This window comes from Cupriavidus sp. MPR-AND1C, assembly GCF_058809705.1.
In genome coordinates this window covers 19933-34490 of record NZ_JBXASU010000008.1, presented here as the reverse complement: position 1 = coordinate 34490, position 14558 = coordinate 19933, and the positions used below count along the sequence as shown (strand labels likewise).

16 protein-coding genes are annotated in these 14558 nt (G+C 66.3%); 15 read left to right on the top strand and 1 reads right to left on the bottom strand.

The genetic code is table 11. The features are described 5' to 3' along the window. Nucleotides 1-18 precede the first annotated feature (18 nt). Nucleotides 19-1371 (top strand): DUF1501 domain-containing protein, encoded by a 1353-nt coding sequence (locus AC1RWI_RS07155; RefSeq protein ID WP_492865351.1) that lies wholly within the window; start codon nt 19-21, stop codon nt 1369-1371. A gap of 112 nt (nt 1372-1483) precedes the next feature. Here the strand turns inward: AC1RWI_RS07155 and AC1RWI_RS07150 are convergent, their stop codons facing one another. Further along, nucleotides 1484-2071: a gamma carbonic anhydrase family protein gene (locus tag AC1RWI_RS07150; protein WP_043353177.1), complete on the bottom strand. Its 588-nt coding sequence runs from the start codon at nt 2069-2071 to the stop codon at nt 1484-1486. Nucleotides 2072-2317: 246 nt separating this feature from the next. Between AC1RWI_RS07150 and AC1RWI_RS07145 the strand changes: the two genes are divergently transcribed. From AC1RWI_RS07145 to AC1RWI_RS07080, 14 genes are all read left to right on the top strand, one after another. After that, nucleotides 2318-3046: an SAM-dependent methyltransferase gene (locus tag AC1RWI_RS07145; RefSeq protein WP_492865349.1), complete on the top strand. Its 729-nt coding sequence runs from the start codon at nt 2318-2320 to the stop codon at nt 3044-3046. An 88-nt stretch (nt 3047-3134) separates the two neighbouring features. Further along, nucleotides 3135-3323 (top strand): hypothetical protein, encoded by a 189-nt coding sequence (locus tag AC1RWI_RS07140; RefSeq protein ID WP_492865347.1) that lies wholly within the window; start codon nt 3135-3137, stop codon nt 3321-3323. Between the two features lie 160 nt (nt 3324-3483). Continuing rightward, nucleotides 3484-4359 (top strand): hypothetical protein, encoded by an 876-nt coding sequence (locus AC1RWI_RS07135; RefSeq protein ID WP_492865345.1) that lies wholly within the window; start codon nt 3484-3486, stop codon nt 4357-4359. A 61-nt stretch (nt 4360-4420) separates the two neighbouring features. Continuing rightward, nucleotides 4421-4816, top strand: coding sequence for a nuclear transport factor 2 family protein (locus AC1RWI_RS07130; protein ID WP_063778451.1), 396 nt, complete (start codon nt 4421-4423; stop codon nt 4814-4816). Nucleotides 4817-4954: 138 nt separating this feature from the next. Continuing rightward, nucleotides 4955-5452, top strand: coding sequence for a MarR family winged helix-turn-helix transcriptional regulator (locus AC1RWI_RS07125; RefSeq protein ID WP_043353180.1), 498 nt, complete (start codon nt 4955-4957; stop codon nt 5450-5452). A 185-nt stretch (nt 5453-5637) separates the two neighbouring features. Further along, complete coding sequence (locus AC1RWI_RS07120) at nt 5638-6063, top strand: organic hydroperoxide resistance protein (protein WP_043353183.1); 426 nt, start codon at nt 5638-5640, stop codon at nt 6061-6063. Nucleotides 6064-6207: 144 nt separating this feature from the next. Further along, nucleotides 6208-7134 (top strand): LysR family transcriptional regulator, encoded by a 927-nt coding sequence (locus tag AC1RWI_RS07115; protein ID WP_043353186.1) that lies wholly within the window; start codon nt 6208-6210, stop codon nt 7132-7134. 130 nt (nt 7135-7264) lie between these two features. Further along, nucleotides 7265-7633, top strand: coding sequence for a CzcE family metal-binding protein (locus AC1RWI_RS07110; protein WP_236702162.1), 369 nt, complete (start codon nt 7265-7267; stop codon nt 7631-7633). A 112-nt stretch (nt 7634-7745) separates the two neighbouring features. After that, entirely contained in the window at nt 7746-8117 is a 372-nt protein-coding gene (locus AC1RWI_RS07105) for a helix-turn-helix domain-containing protein (protein ID WP_043353192.1), read from the top strand. A gap of 2 nt (nt 8118-8119) precedes the next feature. Then, the gene (locus tag AC1RWI_RS07100) at nt 8120-9454 is read left to right on the top strand and encodes a type II toxin-antitoxin system HipA family toxin (RefSeq protein WP_492865341.1); all 1335 of its coding nucleotides are present in this window, start codon (nt 8120-8122) and stop codon (nt 9452-9454) included. Nucleotides 9455-9657: 203 nt separating this feature from the next. Continuing rightward, the gene (locus tag AC1RWI_RS07095) at nt 9658-10662 is read left to right on the top strand and encodes a tripartite tricarboxylate transporter substrate binding protein (RefSeq protein WP_492865339.1); all 1005 of its coding nucleotides are present in this window, start codon (nt 9658-9660) and stop codon (nt 10660-10662) included. A gap of 52 nt (nt 10663-10714) precedes the next feature. Further along, nucleotides 10715-11104 carry a Zn-ribbon domain-containing OB-fold protein gene (locus AC1RWI_RS07090; protein ID WP_043357646.1) on the top strand — a complete coding sequence of 130 codons (390 nt, stop codon included), beginning with the start codon at nt 10715-10717 and terminating at the stop codon, nt 11102-11104. Further along, nucleotides 11101-12282: a thiolase family protein gene (locus tag AC1RWI_RS07085; RefSeq protein WP_492865337.1), complete on the top strand. Its 1182-nt coding sequence runs from the start codon at nt 11101-11103 to the stop codon at nt 12280-12282. Before AC1RWI_RS07090 ends, AC1RWI_RS07085 begins: the two co-directional genes overlap by 4 nt. A 14-nt stretch (nt 12283-12296) precedes the next feature. Then, a complete protein-coding gene (locus AC1RWI_RS07080; protein ID WP_492865335.1) occupies nt 12297-14453 on the top strand; it encodes a 3-hydroxyacyl-CoA dehydrogenase NAD-binding domain-containing protein in 2157 nt (718 codons plus the stop codon). Nucleotides 14454-14558: the final 105 nt, after the last annotated feature.

The following is a 14558-nucleotide window of genomic DNA, read 5'->3' as shown; positions in this document are numbered from 1 at the left end:
CTGAACAAGGAGTACCCCATGCAACGACGTGACTGGCTAAAGGGCGCGGGGCTGGCCGGACTGGCGGCATTGGCGCCCGGCATCCTCTCGCGCGCCTACGCGCTGCCGCAGCAGGCCGATGCGCGTTTCCTGCTGGTGTTCCTGCGTGGTGGCTACGATGCCACCAACGTGCTGGTGCCCGCGGGCAGCGATTTCTACTACGCATCGCGCCCGACCATCGCCATTGCCAGGCCGGTGACGCAGGGCGCTCCGGCCGATCCGCGCGCCGCGCTGTCGCTGGCGCAAGCCTTCGATGGCGGCGCGGGCAGGGGCATCGATGCCTGGGCGCTGCACCCCGCGCTCAAGGACAGCCTGTTGCCGCTGTGGCAGAAGCAGCAGCTTGCGTTCGTGCCGTTTGCCGGCACCGATGACCTCTCGCGCAGCCACTTCGAGACGCAGGACGGGGTCGAGGCCGGCTTGCCGCTAGCCGGCAACGGCAAGGGCAGCGGACGCATCGATGCCTCGTTGCGCGGCACCGGCTTTCTCAACCGGCTGGCCGAATCCATGGGCGGACGCGCCGCGCCCGTCGCCTTTACCGACGGCCTGCCGATGGTGCTCAGCGGCGCGCTCACCGTGCCCAACGTCTCGCTCAAGGGAACCGGACGCACGCCCTTCGACGAGCGCCAGACCCGCGTGCTTGCGCAGATGTATCGCGGCACGCGCTTCGAGTCGCTGATCAACGAGGGCTTCGAGCTGCGCCAGACCGTGGCGCAGGAGGCCGAGGCCATGCAGCGGCGCAACAGCATGATGGCCGCGAACCTGCCCGCGCAGGCCGAGCCGGACATGGCGGGCCGCATGCAGGAGATGCAGGCGGCCAACCGCCGCGCACTCAGCGCCAAGGGCTTCGAGGTGGAAGCGCGCCGCATGGCGGGGCTGATGCGCGAGCGTTTCAATCTTGGCTTTATCGATGTCGGCGGCTGGGATACGCACGTGAACCAGGGCGGCGCGCAGGGGCAACTGGCCAACCTGCTCGATAACCTCGGGCGCGGCATCTCCGGATTCGCGGACGAGATCGGGCCGGCGTGGAGCAAGACCACCGTGGTGGTGGTCTCCGAATTCGGCCGCACCTTCCGCGAGAATGGCACGCGCGGCACCGACCATGGTCACGGCACGGCGTACTGGGTGGCCGGCGGCGCCGTGCGTGGCGGGCGCATCGCTGGCGAGCAAGTGGCGGTGGAGCAGCGCACGCTGAACCAGAATCGAGACTGGCCGGTGCTCAATGAATACCGCGCGATGCTGGGCGGGATCTTCAAGCGCCTGTACGGGCTGGACGATACGCGCCTGGCGCATGTGTTTCCCGATACCCGGGCGGTGGATATCGGGCTGGTCTAGCTGCCCGGCTGCCAGGCTGTCCGGAAACACGAGACAAGGAACGAGGTGATCGCGCTGACGCGGATATCAAGCGAGCCCGGCTGCGGTGCGGCAAATGCCAAGTGCAGTGCGGTCAAGTGCCGGCAATCGCGTCCAACTCCGCCTGCAGCCTTTCCACCTCCCGCATCATCTGTGCCGAGAACGCCGGCCCTTCCCACGCCCGATAATTCTGCTCCGCATAGGCCAGCGCGTTCTTGTAATACAAGAACGCATTGAGCCGGTTGCGCACATAGTTGTTCTGCGTGCGCGTGACCTTGCCCGGGCTGCCCATCACGATGGAGTTGGGCGGGATCACGGTGCCTTCCTTGAGGAAAGCGTGCCCGGCAATGATGCAGTTATCGCCGATCACGCAGCCGTCCATGATCGTGGCGTTGATGCCGATCAGGCAGTTGTCGCCGATCGTGCAGCCGTGGATGGTGCAGTGGTGGGTGATCGAGCAGTGACTGCCGATGATGGTCGGCGTGCGCTCGCCGATATGCAGCATCGCGAAGTCCTGGATATTGGTGTAGGCGCCGATCACGATTTCCCGGCTCTCGGCGCGCGCCGCCACATTGATCCAGATCGATGCGCCCTCATGCACGGTGATCTTGCCATAGAGGTAGGCCGATTCATGCACGTAGGCGGTGGGGTGCAAGCTCACATCGGGGCCGATGAATGCCATCGCTGTCTCCTTGGGCTATTTTTGGAATGCGCAGATTGTACGTTGGTGCGTCGATGCGCCGGGGTGCGTTCCATCTGCCGCGTCGATGCCTTCGCGACGGGTTCGTTTCCGCTTTTGTATTCGATCTTGTGCTGGTAGGTCTCATACCAGCATAAGTTGTCATCTTGTCGCGCCGGGACTGGCCCTTTAGGCTGTTAAGGGTCATCTCCCCGCAACAAGACAGAGCGAACGAAGAGGAACGCTTCCATGACCCCCAATCAAACCGCCGCCACCGATCCCGCCGCCAAATTCGACCCCAGCCGCGCTGGCGAGTACGAAAAGCAAAGCCGCATCGCGCTGGCTGGCTACGACGCCTGCCATGAGCTGTCCGCCTGCATGCTGGCGGCAACGCTTGGCGCCGGGCGCGCGGCCGAGGTGCTGGTGGTAGGCGCCGGCGGCACGGCGCAGGAGATCGTCTGCGCGGCCAGGCTGGAGCCGGCGTGGCGTTTCACGGCGGTCGATCCGTCGGCGCCGATGCTGGACCTTGCCATGGCGCGCGTCGCCCAGGCCGGGCTGGCCGAGCGCACGCATGCCGTGCCGGGCGTGGTGGAGGACCTGCCCGCCACGCCGCGTTTCGACGCCGCCACGTTGATCGGCGTGCTGCATCACCTGCCGGGGGACGAAGCCAAGCGCGATATCTTGCGCGCCATCGCTGCCCGCCTGAAACCCGGCGCGCCGCTGATTCTCGCCGGCAATTACCGCGCCTATGCCAGCGAGCCGCTGCTGCTGGCTGCGTGGGGCGAGCGCTGGCGCATGCAAGGCGCCAGCGCCGACGAGGTCCAGGCCAAGCTGGGCAAGATCCTGCAAGGCGCGGACCCGCCACACTCGGAGGCTGCCGTGCAGGCGCTGCTGGCCGAGGCGGGCTTTGCCGCGCCGCAACGCTTCTTCGGCAGCTTGTTCTGGGGCGCCTGGCTGGCGCGCAAGCAGGGCGGCTGAGCCTGGGCGCTCGCGCCTGGCCGGGCTTTGCGCGCAAGCCAGCCGGTTCTATCCTACGCAGACGAGAGCCGCCATCAAGGAGCTTGCCGTGCCCGTGCGCTCTTTGTCCTTGCCCGCGCAGCCCTTCATGGCCGCACTGCGTCAGGTTGCCGATGTGGAGATCGTGATCGACCAGACCGCGGCGGATCCGGCGCGCGGCGTGCCTTATCCCGTGTTCAGTGGCCGTCCCGGCCCGGCGGCGCCCGTTCCGCCGCAATCCGGCCGAGGGCCGAATTAAGCAGTTTCTGCCCGAGCTTGGATTCTCCGGTGCTCGCGCCAATCCGGGTTGTGGGGCGTCATGCCAAGTGCTACCTTCTGGGCGTGCTGGCGGCCCGTCCGGGTTGAAACCCCGACCCATGGGGAAGCGCCAGCGGCAGGATTTTTGCTCGGGAAACCACATGACTGCTAACCCTCACGGGCCGAAGCCCGCCTTCAGGCGGCTGGGTGCGGTGCTGCTTCCCTTGCTGCTATGCGGGCTCGCCGATGAAGCCCTGGCGCAGCAAGGCCCCATCGACAGCCCGGCGCAGGGCGTGCCCGGCACCATCTGCGACGCGCCGTGGTTCCAGTCCGGCGCGCGGGCGCAGATGGAGGCCAGTGGCGACATGCCGATGTCGATCACCATGACTATCCGGAACCCGACGCTCACGGAAAATGGCTGCAGCGCCTGGCTGTCGATTCACTCGAAGTCGGCGCTGGCGGCCATGATGGGCCCGCCGGTGGTGATGGACCAGGTCCACAAGATGACGTTCGACCGCGGCGCCACGGCCGGCTCGGTCGGCAGCGTGAGCAGCCAGCGCGCCACCATCAATGCGCAGGCGCGCTACACGCGGTTGTTCGGGCAGGCATCGTTCCAGGGCAAAGGCGTGCTCAGCTACGCCGGCCTTGCGATACGGGAGGGCGTGGTGCTGCCGGGCGAGACGCTCAGTTCCAGCCTGGATCTCGAGATCCACAGCCTGGCTACGGACGAGATGGTCACGACCATTCGCGCGCCATCGGCCTCGGTCTCGGTTGGCGAGCGGCGCGTCGGCCGTGCGCAATCTATCGAGACCATGCTGGGCCGCCGCGAATGCATGCCGATCACTTACGAAAAGCGCACCTCGCTGGGGCCTTTGATGATGGGCGATGACCTCATCCAGACCGAGCCCGCGATCATGAGCGTCACCGACTGGTACTGTCCGACGGAAGCGTTCGTGCTGCGCACGGAGGTGCGGCAAAAAGGCAAGGTCGAGAGAATCGACACGACTGCCATTGGCATGGACGACGACGCGCAGTGACGCGGAAATGCAGAGCGCTGGCAGGAACGCCGCGCCAGGGAACGCCAAGGAGCACCACGACATGAACAACGAGAACCAAGAGATCGATTTGCTGCCCTTGCTCCGGCAACTCGAAACCGAACTGCACCGTCCCGCCGCGCGCGGCGACCGCCATCGGCTGGACGCGCTGCTGCACGACGACTTCCTGGAGTTCGGCCGCTCCGGTGGCATCTACACCAAGGCCGACACGCTCGACCAACTGCCCACCGAAGCCGCCTCGGGCACGATCTGGGCGCAGGATTTCTCGCTGCGCCCGCTTGCGCCGGGCGTGGCCATGCTGAACTACCGCTCTGCCTGCCAGCAGCCGGACAGCCGGCTGGAGCGGCACACCTTGCGCACCTCGATCTGGACGCTGACTGACAAGGGTTGGCAGATGTCGTTTCACCAGGGCACGCCGACGGACCCTTTTTCTGCTTGACGCGTTTCAAGCGGGCTGAATTCCGCACGTTGATGTGAGGCGCCATGGCTACGACGGCCTTGCAAGGGCCGGTAAGGGCTGGTTCGGTAAGAGAAAAATAGCTTGCAATTGAATCGCGCGCTATATATATTTCAGCCCATGGACACGAAACGCACCTCCCGGACCAAGCAGGCAGCACACGACGCCACGGCAAACGCCGCGTCGGCGCTGCTTCTGGACCAGCAGTTCTGCTTTTCCGTGTACGCCACGTCGCTTGCGCTGAACAAGCTGTACCGCAAGTTGCTGGCACCGCTGGGCCTGACATATCCGCAGTATCTGGTGATGATGGTGCTGTGGGAAGCCGATGGCCTGACCGTGTCGGAAATCGGCGGCCGCCTGCATCTGGATTCGGCCACGCTGACCCCGCTGCTCAAGCGCATGGAAGCGCAGCTGCTGCTGCGGCGTGAACGTGCCGTTGCCGACGAGCGGCAGGTCATTGTCACGCTCACCGCCGAAGGCCATGCGCTCAAGGAGCCGGCGCAGGCGGTGCCCCGCGCGGTGCTGTGTGCCTCTGGCTGCAGCGTCGATCAGGTGATGGCCGTGAAGGCGGAGCTGGACCAGTTGCGCGAGCGGTTTGCCGTAGCAGCCGGCAGCTAAGGATCAAGGCGCCGGCGCGATGGGAGCAGCGGCGGATGGCGGGCTGAACAACTTGACAGCCCGTTTTGGTTGTCTAATATATAGCGTGCTATTTAATAGCAAACTATTAAATGTGGAAAGCGAACAGGCTTTCTCCAACCCAAGGCTCGATGAGCCAGTTTTATCAACTAGCCAGGAGTGTCATCATGTCGATCGAAAAAGTCCTCTACCGTGCTTCCGCCACCGCAACCGGAGGCCGTGACGGCCGCGCCGTGTCGTCCGATGGCGCCCTGGATATCAAGCTGGCCACCCCGCGCGAGCTGGGTGGCGCGGGCGGCGCCGGCACCAACCCGGAGCAGCTGTTCGCGGCGGGCTACTCGGCTTGCTTTCTCGGCGCGCTGAAGTTCGTGGCGGCGCGTGACAAGGTGGCACTGCCTGCCGACACCGCCATCACCGGCCAGGTCGGCATCGGCGCCATTCCCACCGGGTTTGGCATCGAGGTGGACCTGAACATCGCGCTGCCCGGCCTGGACCGCGCCGTCGCGCAAGACCTGGTCGACAAGGCGCACGTGGTCTGCCCGTACTCGAATGCCACGCGTGGCAATATCGACGTGCGCCTGACGCTGATCTAAGCACGCATCTCCATCCCTGCGTCCCCGGGGCCGGCCCCGCGCAATGCTCTAGAATGAGCCCCCTTGCGCGGGGCCGTCTGCTTTGTCTCGCGCGCGGCCACAAGTGGCAAACAGCGAAGCAACAAGACAGCCCCCGGAGACACAGTGCGATACGAGCTCACCGACCTGCGCCTGTTCCAGGCGATTGCAGAAGCGCAGAGCCTGTCCAGTGGCGCCTCTGCCAGCCACATCACGGCATCCGCCGCCAGCTACCGCCTCAAGAATCTCGAGCACGCGATGGGCACGGCCTTGTTCGTGCGCAGCGCGCGCGGCATGGAACTCACCCCTGCCGGCGAGACCTTGCTGGTGCACGTGCGTGAACTGCTGCGCGGCGTGGAGCGCATGCATGGCGAAGTCGGGCGCTTTTCCGCCGGACTCAAGGGCCATATCCGGCTGCTGGCCAACAGCAGTTCGCTCAACGGTTTTATCATCCCCAGCGTGAGCCGCTTCCTGGCCGCCAACCCGGACGTCAACATCGACCTGGAAGAGCGCGCCAGCCAGGCGATCCCGTGCGCCGTGGCTGCGCAAGAGGCCGATATCGGCATTCTGGCTGGCGATATCGATGCCAGCGACGTCCGTGCCGTGCGTTACGCGGTGGACGAACTGATCCTGGCGGTGCCCAACGGCCACCCGCTGGCGCGCCAGGCCGAACTGCGCTTCGGTGCCGCGCTGGATTTCGATTTCGTGTGCATGAGCCGCGGCAGCAGCAACTTCCTCTTCCTGCGCGATATGGCGCAGCGCGCCGGAAAAAGCCCCAACGTGCGGCTGCACGCCCATAGCTTCGAGGCCGCGTTGTCACTGGTCGAAGCCGGCGTGGGCGTGGCGCTGGTACCGCGCAGCGTGGCCGCGGCGGCCCTGCGCGATGCCCGGATAGCTGGCGTGCGGCTGGCGGAAACCTGGGCCCGCCGCGAGCTGAACCTGATCGTGCGCGCCGAAGGCAAGCTGCCGTCCTTCACGGCGGCGTTCGTGCAATTCCTGCTCAATGATCCGCGTGTTGCCGCCACGCGGGAGGATGGCGCCCCGGTCGCGTAGTTGCCGGCGTCATCACTGAGCATGAAAAAAGCGACTGAATGTGTGATGAATATATCATTTTTAGAATAGATTCATCGTCGCTACACTTTCCTCGTGTACCCAAATCTGACAAGGGTAGGCACAAGGAAAAATGATGAACAAGAAGCAAACGCTCGCCGCCGCTCTGGCACTCTCCCTCGTCGGCATCGCCGCCGCCAGCCCCTCCGCCTGGAGCGCCACGCCGGCCACGAAAGCCGCCCGTGTCGCCGCCCTGTTCGGCAGTCCCGCCGACGTGAGCACGACGACCCGCACGGTCACGCTGGTCCCGGGCATGAACTACGTGAACGCGGCATCCGGCGAATCGGTGGCCTTCCGCGCCGGCGACAAGACCGTCGGCTGGACGTTCCTGGAGGCCATCGGCGGGACCTCGGTCGACATGAGGACCATCTTCCCGGCGATGGCGCAGGCCAGGGGGATCCGGGTGTACATCGCGCCGAGCCAGTTGTTTACCGGAGGCTGAGTCTGGATGAAATACAGTGCATGGATTGTATTTTGAATTTACAATCTTTGGCCTGTATTTTGTTTTTACAAGTTATACTTTGTCGGGTAAGTAACATGTGCCGGAGATCGCCGTGGACTATCCCATCAAAGCCATCAGCCAGCTACGTCCCATCCTGCAAGGCTTTCGCAAGGCCAGTCACCTGACGCAGGCGGAGGTTGCCGCCAAGCTGGGCATCACGCAGCAGTCCTATGCCCAACTGGAGGCCAACCCAGCCGCGGCCAGTATTGAGCGTCTCTACCGGACCCTGCAAGTTCTTGGGGTGGAACTGGTATTGAGTCCGGTGGCCTCACAGGCTGCCATGCGTCCCAGCGCCTGTCAGTCGGCGCCGGGACAAGGCACCGCGGCGACTGCATGGGTGGCGCAAGATAGCGCCGCCTCCGCCAAGCCTAAGCGCGCGAAGGCGACCGCGCCCACCGTGCCGAAGCGGCGCGAGGCTTGGTAGGCATGGGACGCCGCTCACACAAGCAAAGGCTGCAGATCTGGATGAACGGCGTCCCAGTCGGCATCTGGGAGCGCGCGCAGGTGGAGTCGCTGACCTACTTTGACGAGTGGATCCAGGACGAGCAAGGGCGCCCGCTCTCGCTGTCCCTCCCATTCCTGCCGGCCAATGCGTCCTACAAGGGCCGCATCGTCACCGATTTCTTCGACAATCTGCTGCCGGACAGCGATGCCATCCGGCGTCGCCTCGCGCAACGCTACCGGACCGGCGGCGTCACGCCGTTCGAACTGCTAGCCGTGCTGGGGCGCGATTGCGTTGGCGCGCTGCAGTTGCTGGAGGAGGGGGATGTGCCAGCCGACCTGACGACGATCAACGGCAGGCCATTGTCTGAAGCGCAGGTCGCACGCGTGCTTCGCGACACCACGAGCGCCGCGCCACTGGGTGCTTACGATGGCGACGACGAGCTACGCCTGTCGATTGCGGGGGCGCAAGAGAAGACGGCGCTGCTCCACCATCAAGGACAGTGGATGTTGCCCCACGGCAGCACGCCGACCACCCACATCTTCAAGCTGCCGTTGGGCATGGTGGGCAATATGCGGGCCGACATGCGGACCTCGGTGGAGAACGAGTGGCTGTGCGCGCAGATCGTTGCCGGCTATGGGCTACCCGTGGCCCGCTGCGACATCGCACGCTTCGAAGACCAGAAGGCGCTGATCGTCGAGCGCTTCGACCGCCGGCGGGCGAGCGACGGGCGTTGGATTGTCCGTCTTCCGCAAGAGGATCTCTGCCAGGCAACGGGCACACCTGCGCTGCTGAAGTACCAGGCGGATGGCGGCCCCGGCATGACGGCGCTGATGAACATGCTTGCTGGTTCCGAGCAGGCCGAAGCCGACCGGCGCAACTTCTTTAAAGCGCAACTGGTGTTCTGGCTGCTTGCCGCGACAGATGGCCATGCGAAGAATTTCAGCATTGCGCTACTGCCGCGCGGCAGTTACCGGTCCACGCCGCTCTACGATGTGCTTTCGGCTCACCCAATCATCGGGCCCGGCCGCAATCAGGTCGCGCCGCAGAAAGCAAAGCTGGCCATGGCAGTTCGCGGCAACGAGAACGACTACCTGATCGGGCAGATACGCCGCAGGCACTGGCTTGCACAAGGCCGGCAGGTCGGCTTGAGCAAGGAGAGCGTCGAAGCGCTTATCCAGGAACTGATCGCCGCAACGGACCTGGTGCTGTCCACGGTCGAGGCCGGCCTGCCTGCAGGTTTCCCCGCCGACCTGGCCGCCGCAATTCTCGACGGCGTACGGCGGCAGTCCCGCAAGCTGGCCGGAATGCCGGCATAGCGGAGCAACTGCCAAGCGCCCGCCGGCTTTGATAACCACCCCCCAAGCGTTCCAATTCCACGAACCGGTGATTCGAATCTTTCGGATGGCCGGGCTCCGGCCACAAAAATATACTGGCCGGCAGCCCCAAGCCATCGATGTTGGCGTTCTCCGCCTCTTGTCGAGCAGGCGGCGGCACACAAGAACGAAAGACCGGAGACACCGTGAAATCCATCCAGGCCCGCCTGCGCCTGCTCGCCTTGTGCGGCAGCGCCCTTAGTTCCCTGATTTCCCTGACAGCCTCCGCGCCCGCGCTGGCCCAGCCGGACCCGTATCCCAGCAAGCCTGTCACCATCGTGGTGGCATTCGCGCCCGGCGGCATGACCGATATCGTGGGGCGTTTGCTGGCGGCCGAACTGTCGCAGGCGTTCAAGCAGAGCTTTGTGGTGGAGAACCGTCCCGGCGCCGCCGGGCAGATCGCGACCGAGTATGTGGCGCGCAAGCCCAACGATGGTTATACGCTGCTGCTTAGCGCGACCGGCCATGTGATCGGGCCGGCCGTGCAGAAGAACGTGCGCTACCAGCCGGTGAAGGATTTCGAGCCGATCGCATTGATCGCCAAGGCGCCGAACATGCTGGTGGTGAACCCATCGGTGCCGGCCAAGACGTTGCCGGAGTTCATCAAGTGGGCTAAATCGCAGCCCAGCGTGCCGTATGGCTCGGCCGGGGTCGGCGGCTCCACGCACCTTGCCGGCGAGTTGTTCCGGCAGGTGGCGGGCGTGCCGCTGGTGCATGTGCCGTACAAGGGTGCGTCGCCGTCGACCAACGATGTGGTGGCGGGGCAGATTCCGATGGTGTTCCAGGATTCCATGAGCGTGTCGGCGTTTATCGCGGCCGGCAAGCTGCGCCCGATCGCGGTCACCAGCGCGGAGCGCAGCAAGCTGTTTCCCGATCTGCCGACCATTGCCGAAGCCGGTTTCAAGAACTATGACCTCTACACCTGGCTGGGTCTGTACGCGCCAGCCGGCACGTCGCCGGAGATCGTGGCGCGGCTGAACCTGGAGGCCAACCGCATCATGAGCTCGCCGGAGATGGCGGCCAAGCTGCGCAAGCAAAGCGCCGAAGCCGCGGGCACGCTGGGGCCGGCGGAATTCCGCAAGTACGTCGAGGCCGAGGTGGCCAAGTGGCAGCGCACTGTGCAGGTTACCGGCGTGAAGGTGGACGAGTAGGTGGGCGGCCAGGTGAACGAGCCGGTGAACGAGCAAGGGCGGAGCCATGTCGATGCATAACGAATCTTCCACGCAGCACGCCCAGGGCGCGGACGCCTTCTACTTCGGGCAACTGGCCCAGGGCCGCTTCGTCATTCCCCGCTGTGCGGATTGTGGCCGGTGGCACTTCTTTCCACGCGTGCTTTGCCCGCACTGTGGCTCGGATGCGCTGGAATGGCTTGCGCCTTCGGGGCGCGGCACCGTGTACGCCACCACCACGGTGCGCCGCAGGGAGGGCGACTACAACGTCTGCCTGGTCGACCTGGACGAAGGGCCAAGGATGATGAGCCGCATCACCGGCGTCGCGCCGGATGCGGTGCGCATCGGCATGCGCGTGCAGGTGCAGGTCGCGCACGAGGAAGCCGGGCCGTTGCTCGTATTCACGCCGGGAGAGACGCAATGATGGGCAGCACCAGAAGCACATCCGGCTCGCAGCGCGGCGCCATCGCCATCCTCGGCACCGGGCTGGCCGGCCTGGGCCACGCCGGCGGGCGTACCGAGCAGGAGATCATCGCGCAGGCGGCGCATGCCGCGGTGAAGGCCAGCGGACTGCGCATGCAGCAGATCGACGGCATCATCACCTCCAGCCTCACCTCGCCGTGGTGGGTGATGCGCATGGCCGAGTACCTTGGCATCCGGCCGAGATTCTCCGATAGCACGATGTTTGGCGGCTCGTCGTTTATCGCTGACCTGAAGATTGCCGCCATGGCGATCGAGGCGGGCGAATGCGACAACGTACTGATCTGCTACGGCAGCACGCCGCGCAGCGTGCCGAGCAGCTCGCGCCAGAACCAGATGCGGGCCGAGCTTGACCCGCAGCCCTACGAGCACCCGTACAAGCCCTTCAACCCGCCCAGCAGCTATGCGCTGGCCGCGGCACGCCACATGCACCAGTACGGCACCACGCGCACGCAACTGGCCGAGGTGGCCGTGGCCGCGCGCAGGTGGGCGCAGCTCAATCCCGATGCGTTCTCGCGCGACCCGCTTACGGTGGATGACGTCATCAACGCGAAGATGATCTCGGACCCGCTCACGGTGCGTGATTGCTGCCTGGTCACCGATGGCGCCGGCGCATTCGTGGTCACGCGGGCCGACCGCGCGCGCGGCCTGCACGCCAGCCCGGTGTATGTGCTGGGTTGCGGCCATGCCCACTGGCACCGGCAGATTTCCTGCATGGACGATGTGACGGTCACGCCCGCCGTGGAGTCCGGGCGCAGGGCATTCACCGAGGCGGGCCTGACGCCGGACGATATCGACGTGGTGGAGCTCTACGATGCGTTCACCATCAACCCGATCCTGTTCCTGGAGGATCTCGGCTTCTGCGCCAAGGGCGAGGGCGGCGCCTTCGTGTCTGGTGGGCGCATCGAGCCGGGCGGTGCGTTCCCGATGAACACCAATGGCGGCGGGCTGTCCTGCCTCCACCCGGGCATGTACAGCATCTTCCTGGTGATCGAGGCCGTCACGCAGCTGCGCCGCGAGGCGGGCGCCCGCCAGGTCAAGGACGCGGACATTGCGCTGGTGCATGGCAATGGCGGCGTGCTGTCCAGCCAGGCTACGGCCATTCTCTCCACCTCGCTTTGAGCCCGCGCAATCCTATGACTTCCCGTTCTTCGGCATCCGTCTTCACCCCGCTCACCGCTACGGTGCCGACGGTGCCGACGGTGCCGACGGTGCAATACGGGCGCCAGGGCCGTATCGCCATCCTGTTGCTCGACAACCCACCCGTGAACGGCCTCGGGGACACCGTGCGCCTTGGCCTGTTCGACGGCATCGCCCAGGCCACGCAAGACGATGCCGTGGCGGCAATCGTGATCCTCGGCGCCGGCAAGGTGTTCTGCGGCGGCGCGGATATCCGCCAGTTCAATACGCCGGCTGCCAGCGCGCAGCCCACCCTGCGCCAGGTGATCGCGCGCATCGAGCAGTCGGCCAAGCCGGTGGTTGCCGCCATCCATGGCGTGGCGCTGGGCGGTGGCATGGAACTGGCGCTCGGTTGCCACTACCGCATCGCCAGCGCCGATGCCAGCCTGGGGCTGCCGGAGGTCAACCTCGGGCTGGTGCCGGGCGGCGGTGGCACGCAGCGCCTGCCGCGCCTGATTGGCGTACCGGCGGCGCTGGAGCTGATCCAGGGCGGCAAGCCCGTGCGCGGTGACAAGGCGGTGGCACTCGGCATGGCCGATGCACTGATCGATGGCGAGCCGCTGGCCGCGGCCGTGGCCTTCGCCGAGCGCGTGGCCGGTTTGCCGGGCGCCCATCCGGTGATCGCGCGCAGGCCTTGTGCCGATGCCGCTGGCGTGGACTTTGCAGCGCGCAGCGCGGCGGTTAGCGCCAAGGCGCGCAATGCGCTGGCGCAACGCGCCGCCATTGCTTGCGTGCAAGCCGCCACGCGCCTGCCGATCGACGCCGGTCTCGGCGACGAACGTGCCCGCTTCGACCAGCTCGTGGCAGGCACGGAATCGAAGGCGCTGCGCCACCTCTTCTTCGCCGAGCGCGAGGCGCCCAAGGTGGCAGCACTGCCGGCAGGCGCATCGCTGCGCACGGTGGCGCGGGTGGGCATTCTCGGCGCCGGCACCATGGGCGCAGGCATTGCCATGGCCTTTGCCAACGCCGGCATTGCGGTGACCTTGCTGGAGCAGCAGCAGGCCGCGCTGGATCGGGGGCTGGCCATGATCCGCCGCAACTACGAGATCACGGCCGCCAAGGGCAAGCTCACGGCGCAGGAGATTGCACAGCGGATGGCATGCATCACGCCCACGCTGGCCGATGCCGCCCTGGCGGACGCCGACCTGGTCATCGAAGCGGTCTTCGAGGACATGGCGGTCAAAAAGGCCGTGTTCGCCCGGCTCGACGCGTTATGCAAGCCCGGCGCCATCCTCGCCACCAATACCTCGCGCCTGAGCATCGACGTGATCGCCGCGTCCACTTCGCGCCCGCAAGATGTGATCGGGCTGCACTTCTTCAGCCCGGCCAATGTCATGAAGCTGCTGGAAGTGGTGCAGGGCGAGCGCACCGCGCCGGAGGTCATCGCCACCTGCATGAAGATGGCCCAGGCCATCGGCAAGATCCCGGTGCTGGTGTGCGTGTGCGAAGGGTTTGTCGGCAACCGCATGCTCACGCCATACTGGCGCGAGGCCGGCTTCCTGCTGGAGGAGGGCGCATCGCCGCAACAGGTGGACGGCGCGCTCACGCGCTTTGGCATGGCCATGGGCCCGCTGGCCATGGCCGATCTTGCCGGCATGGATATCAACTGGGCCACGCGCAAGCGGCTCGCGCCGACGCGGCCCGCGCACCTGCGCTACTCCAAGGTGGCCGATCGCATCTGCGAGCAAGGCCGCTTCGGCCAGAAGACCAATGCGGGCTACTACCGCTACGAAGCCGGCAGCCGCGCGCCGCTGCCCGATCCGGCGGTCGACGCACTGATCCGCGCCTGCGCGGCGGAAGCCGGCATCGAACGCCGCGAGGTGAGTGACGAGGAGATCGTCGAGCGCTGCATGCTCGCGCTGGCCAACGAGGGCGCGCGCATCCTGGAGGAGGGCATCGCGCGGCGCGCCGCGGATATCGACGTGGTGTACGTGCATGGCTACGGCTTTCCTGCCTGGCGCGGCGGGCCGATGTTCCATGCCGAGACCATCGGCCTGGGCCGCACGCTCGAGAAGATCCGGGCGTTGAATGCCATCCACGGCGAGCACTGGACGCCGGCGCCACTGCTGGTGCGGCTGGTGGCGCAGGGCCGCGAGACCTTCGCCGCAGGCTGAAACGGCGCAAGGCGCGTGCCTGTGTGCCCGGGCCCCGGTTGCCTTACGGCGAAAGGCGGAGGACACTAGCGTAGTTTTTGCTGGTGCCAGCCGGGCGGTCGCGCC

Bases quoted from the DNA above. Each gene is read 5' to 3' on its own strand.
- AC1RWI_RS07155 (WP_492865351.1), top strand. From the start codon at position 19: ATGCAACGACGTGACTGGCTAAAGGGCGCGGGGCTGGCCGGACTGGCG.
- AC1RWI_RS07150 (WP_043353177.1), bottom strand. From the start codon at position 2,071: ATGGCATTCATCGGCCCCGATGTGAGCTTGCACCCCACCGCCTACGTG.
- AC1RWI_RS07145 (WP_492865349.1), top strand. From the start codon at position 2,318: ATGACCCCCAATCAAACCGCCGCCACCGATCCCGCCGCCAAATTCGAC.
- AC1RWI_RS07135 (WP_492865345.1), top strand. From the start codon at position 3,484: ATGACTGCTAACCCTCACGGGCCGAAGCCCGCCTTCAGGCGGCTGGGT.
- AC1RWI_RS07130 (WP_063778451.1), top strand. From the start codon at position 4,421: ATGAACAACGAGAACCAAGAGATCGATTTGCTGCCCTTGCTCCGGCAA.
- AC1RWI_RS07125 (WP_043353180.1), top strand. From the start codon at position 4,955: ATGGACACGAAACGCACCTCCCGGACCAAGCAGGCAGCACACGACGCC.
- AC1RWI_RS07120 (WP_043353183.1), top strand. From the start codon at position 5,638: ATGTCGATCGAAAAAGTCCTCTACCGTGCTTCCGCCACCGCAACCGGA.
- AC1RWI_RS07110 (WP_236702162.1), top strand. From the start codon at position 7,265: ATGATGAACAAGAAGCAAACGCTCGCCGCCGCTCTGGCACTCTCCCTC.
- AC1RWI_RS07100 (WP_492865341.1), top strand. From the start codon at position 8,120: ATGGGACGCCGCTCACACAAGCAAAGGCTGCAGATCTGGATGAACGGC.
- AC1RWI_RS07090 (WP_043357646.1), top strand. From the start codon at position 10,715: ATGCATAACGAATCTTCCACGCAGCACGCCCAGGGCGCGGACGCCTTC.
- AC1RWI_RS07085 (WP_492865337.1), top strand. From the start codon at position 11,101: ATGATGGGCAGCACCAGAAGCACATCCGGCTCGCAGCGCGGCGCCATC.
- AC1RWI_RS07080 (WP_492865335.1), top strand. From the start codon at position 12,297: ATGACTTCCCGTTCTTCGGCATCCGTCTTCACCCCGCTCACCGCTACG.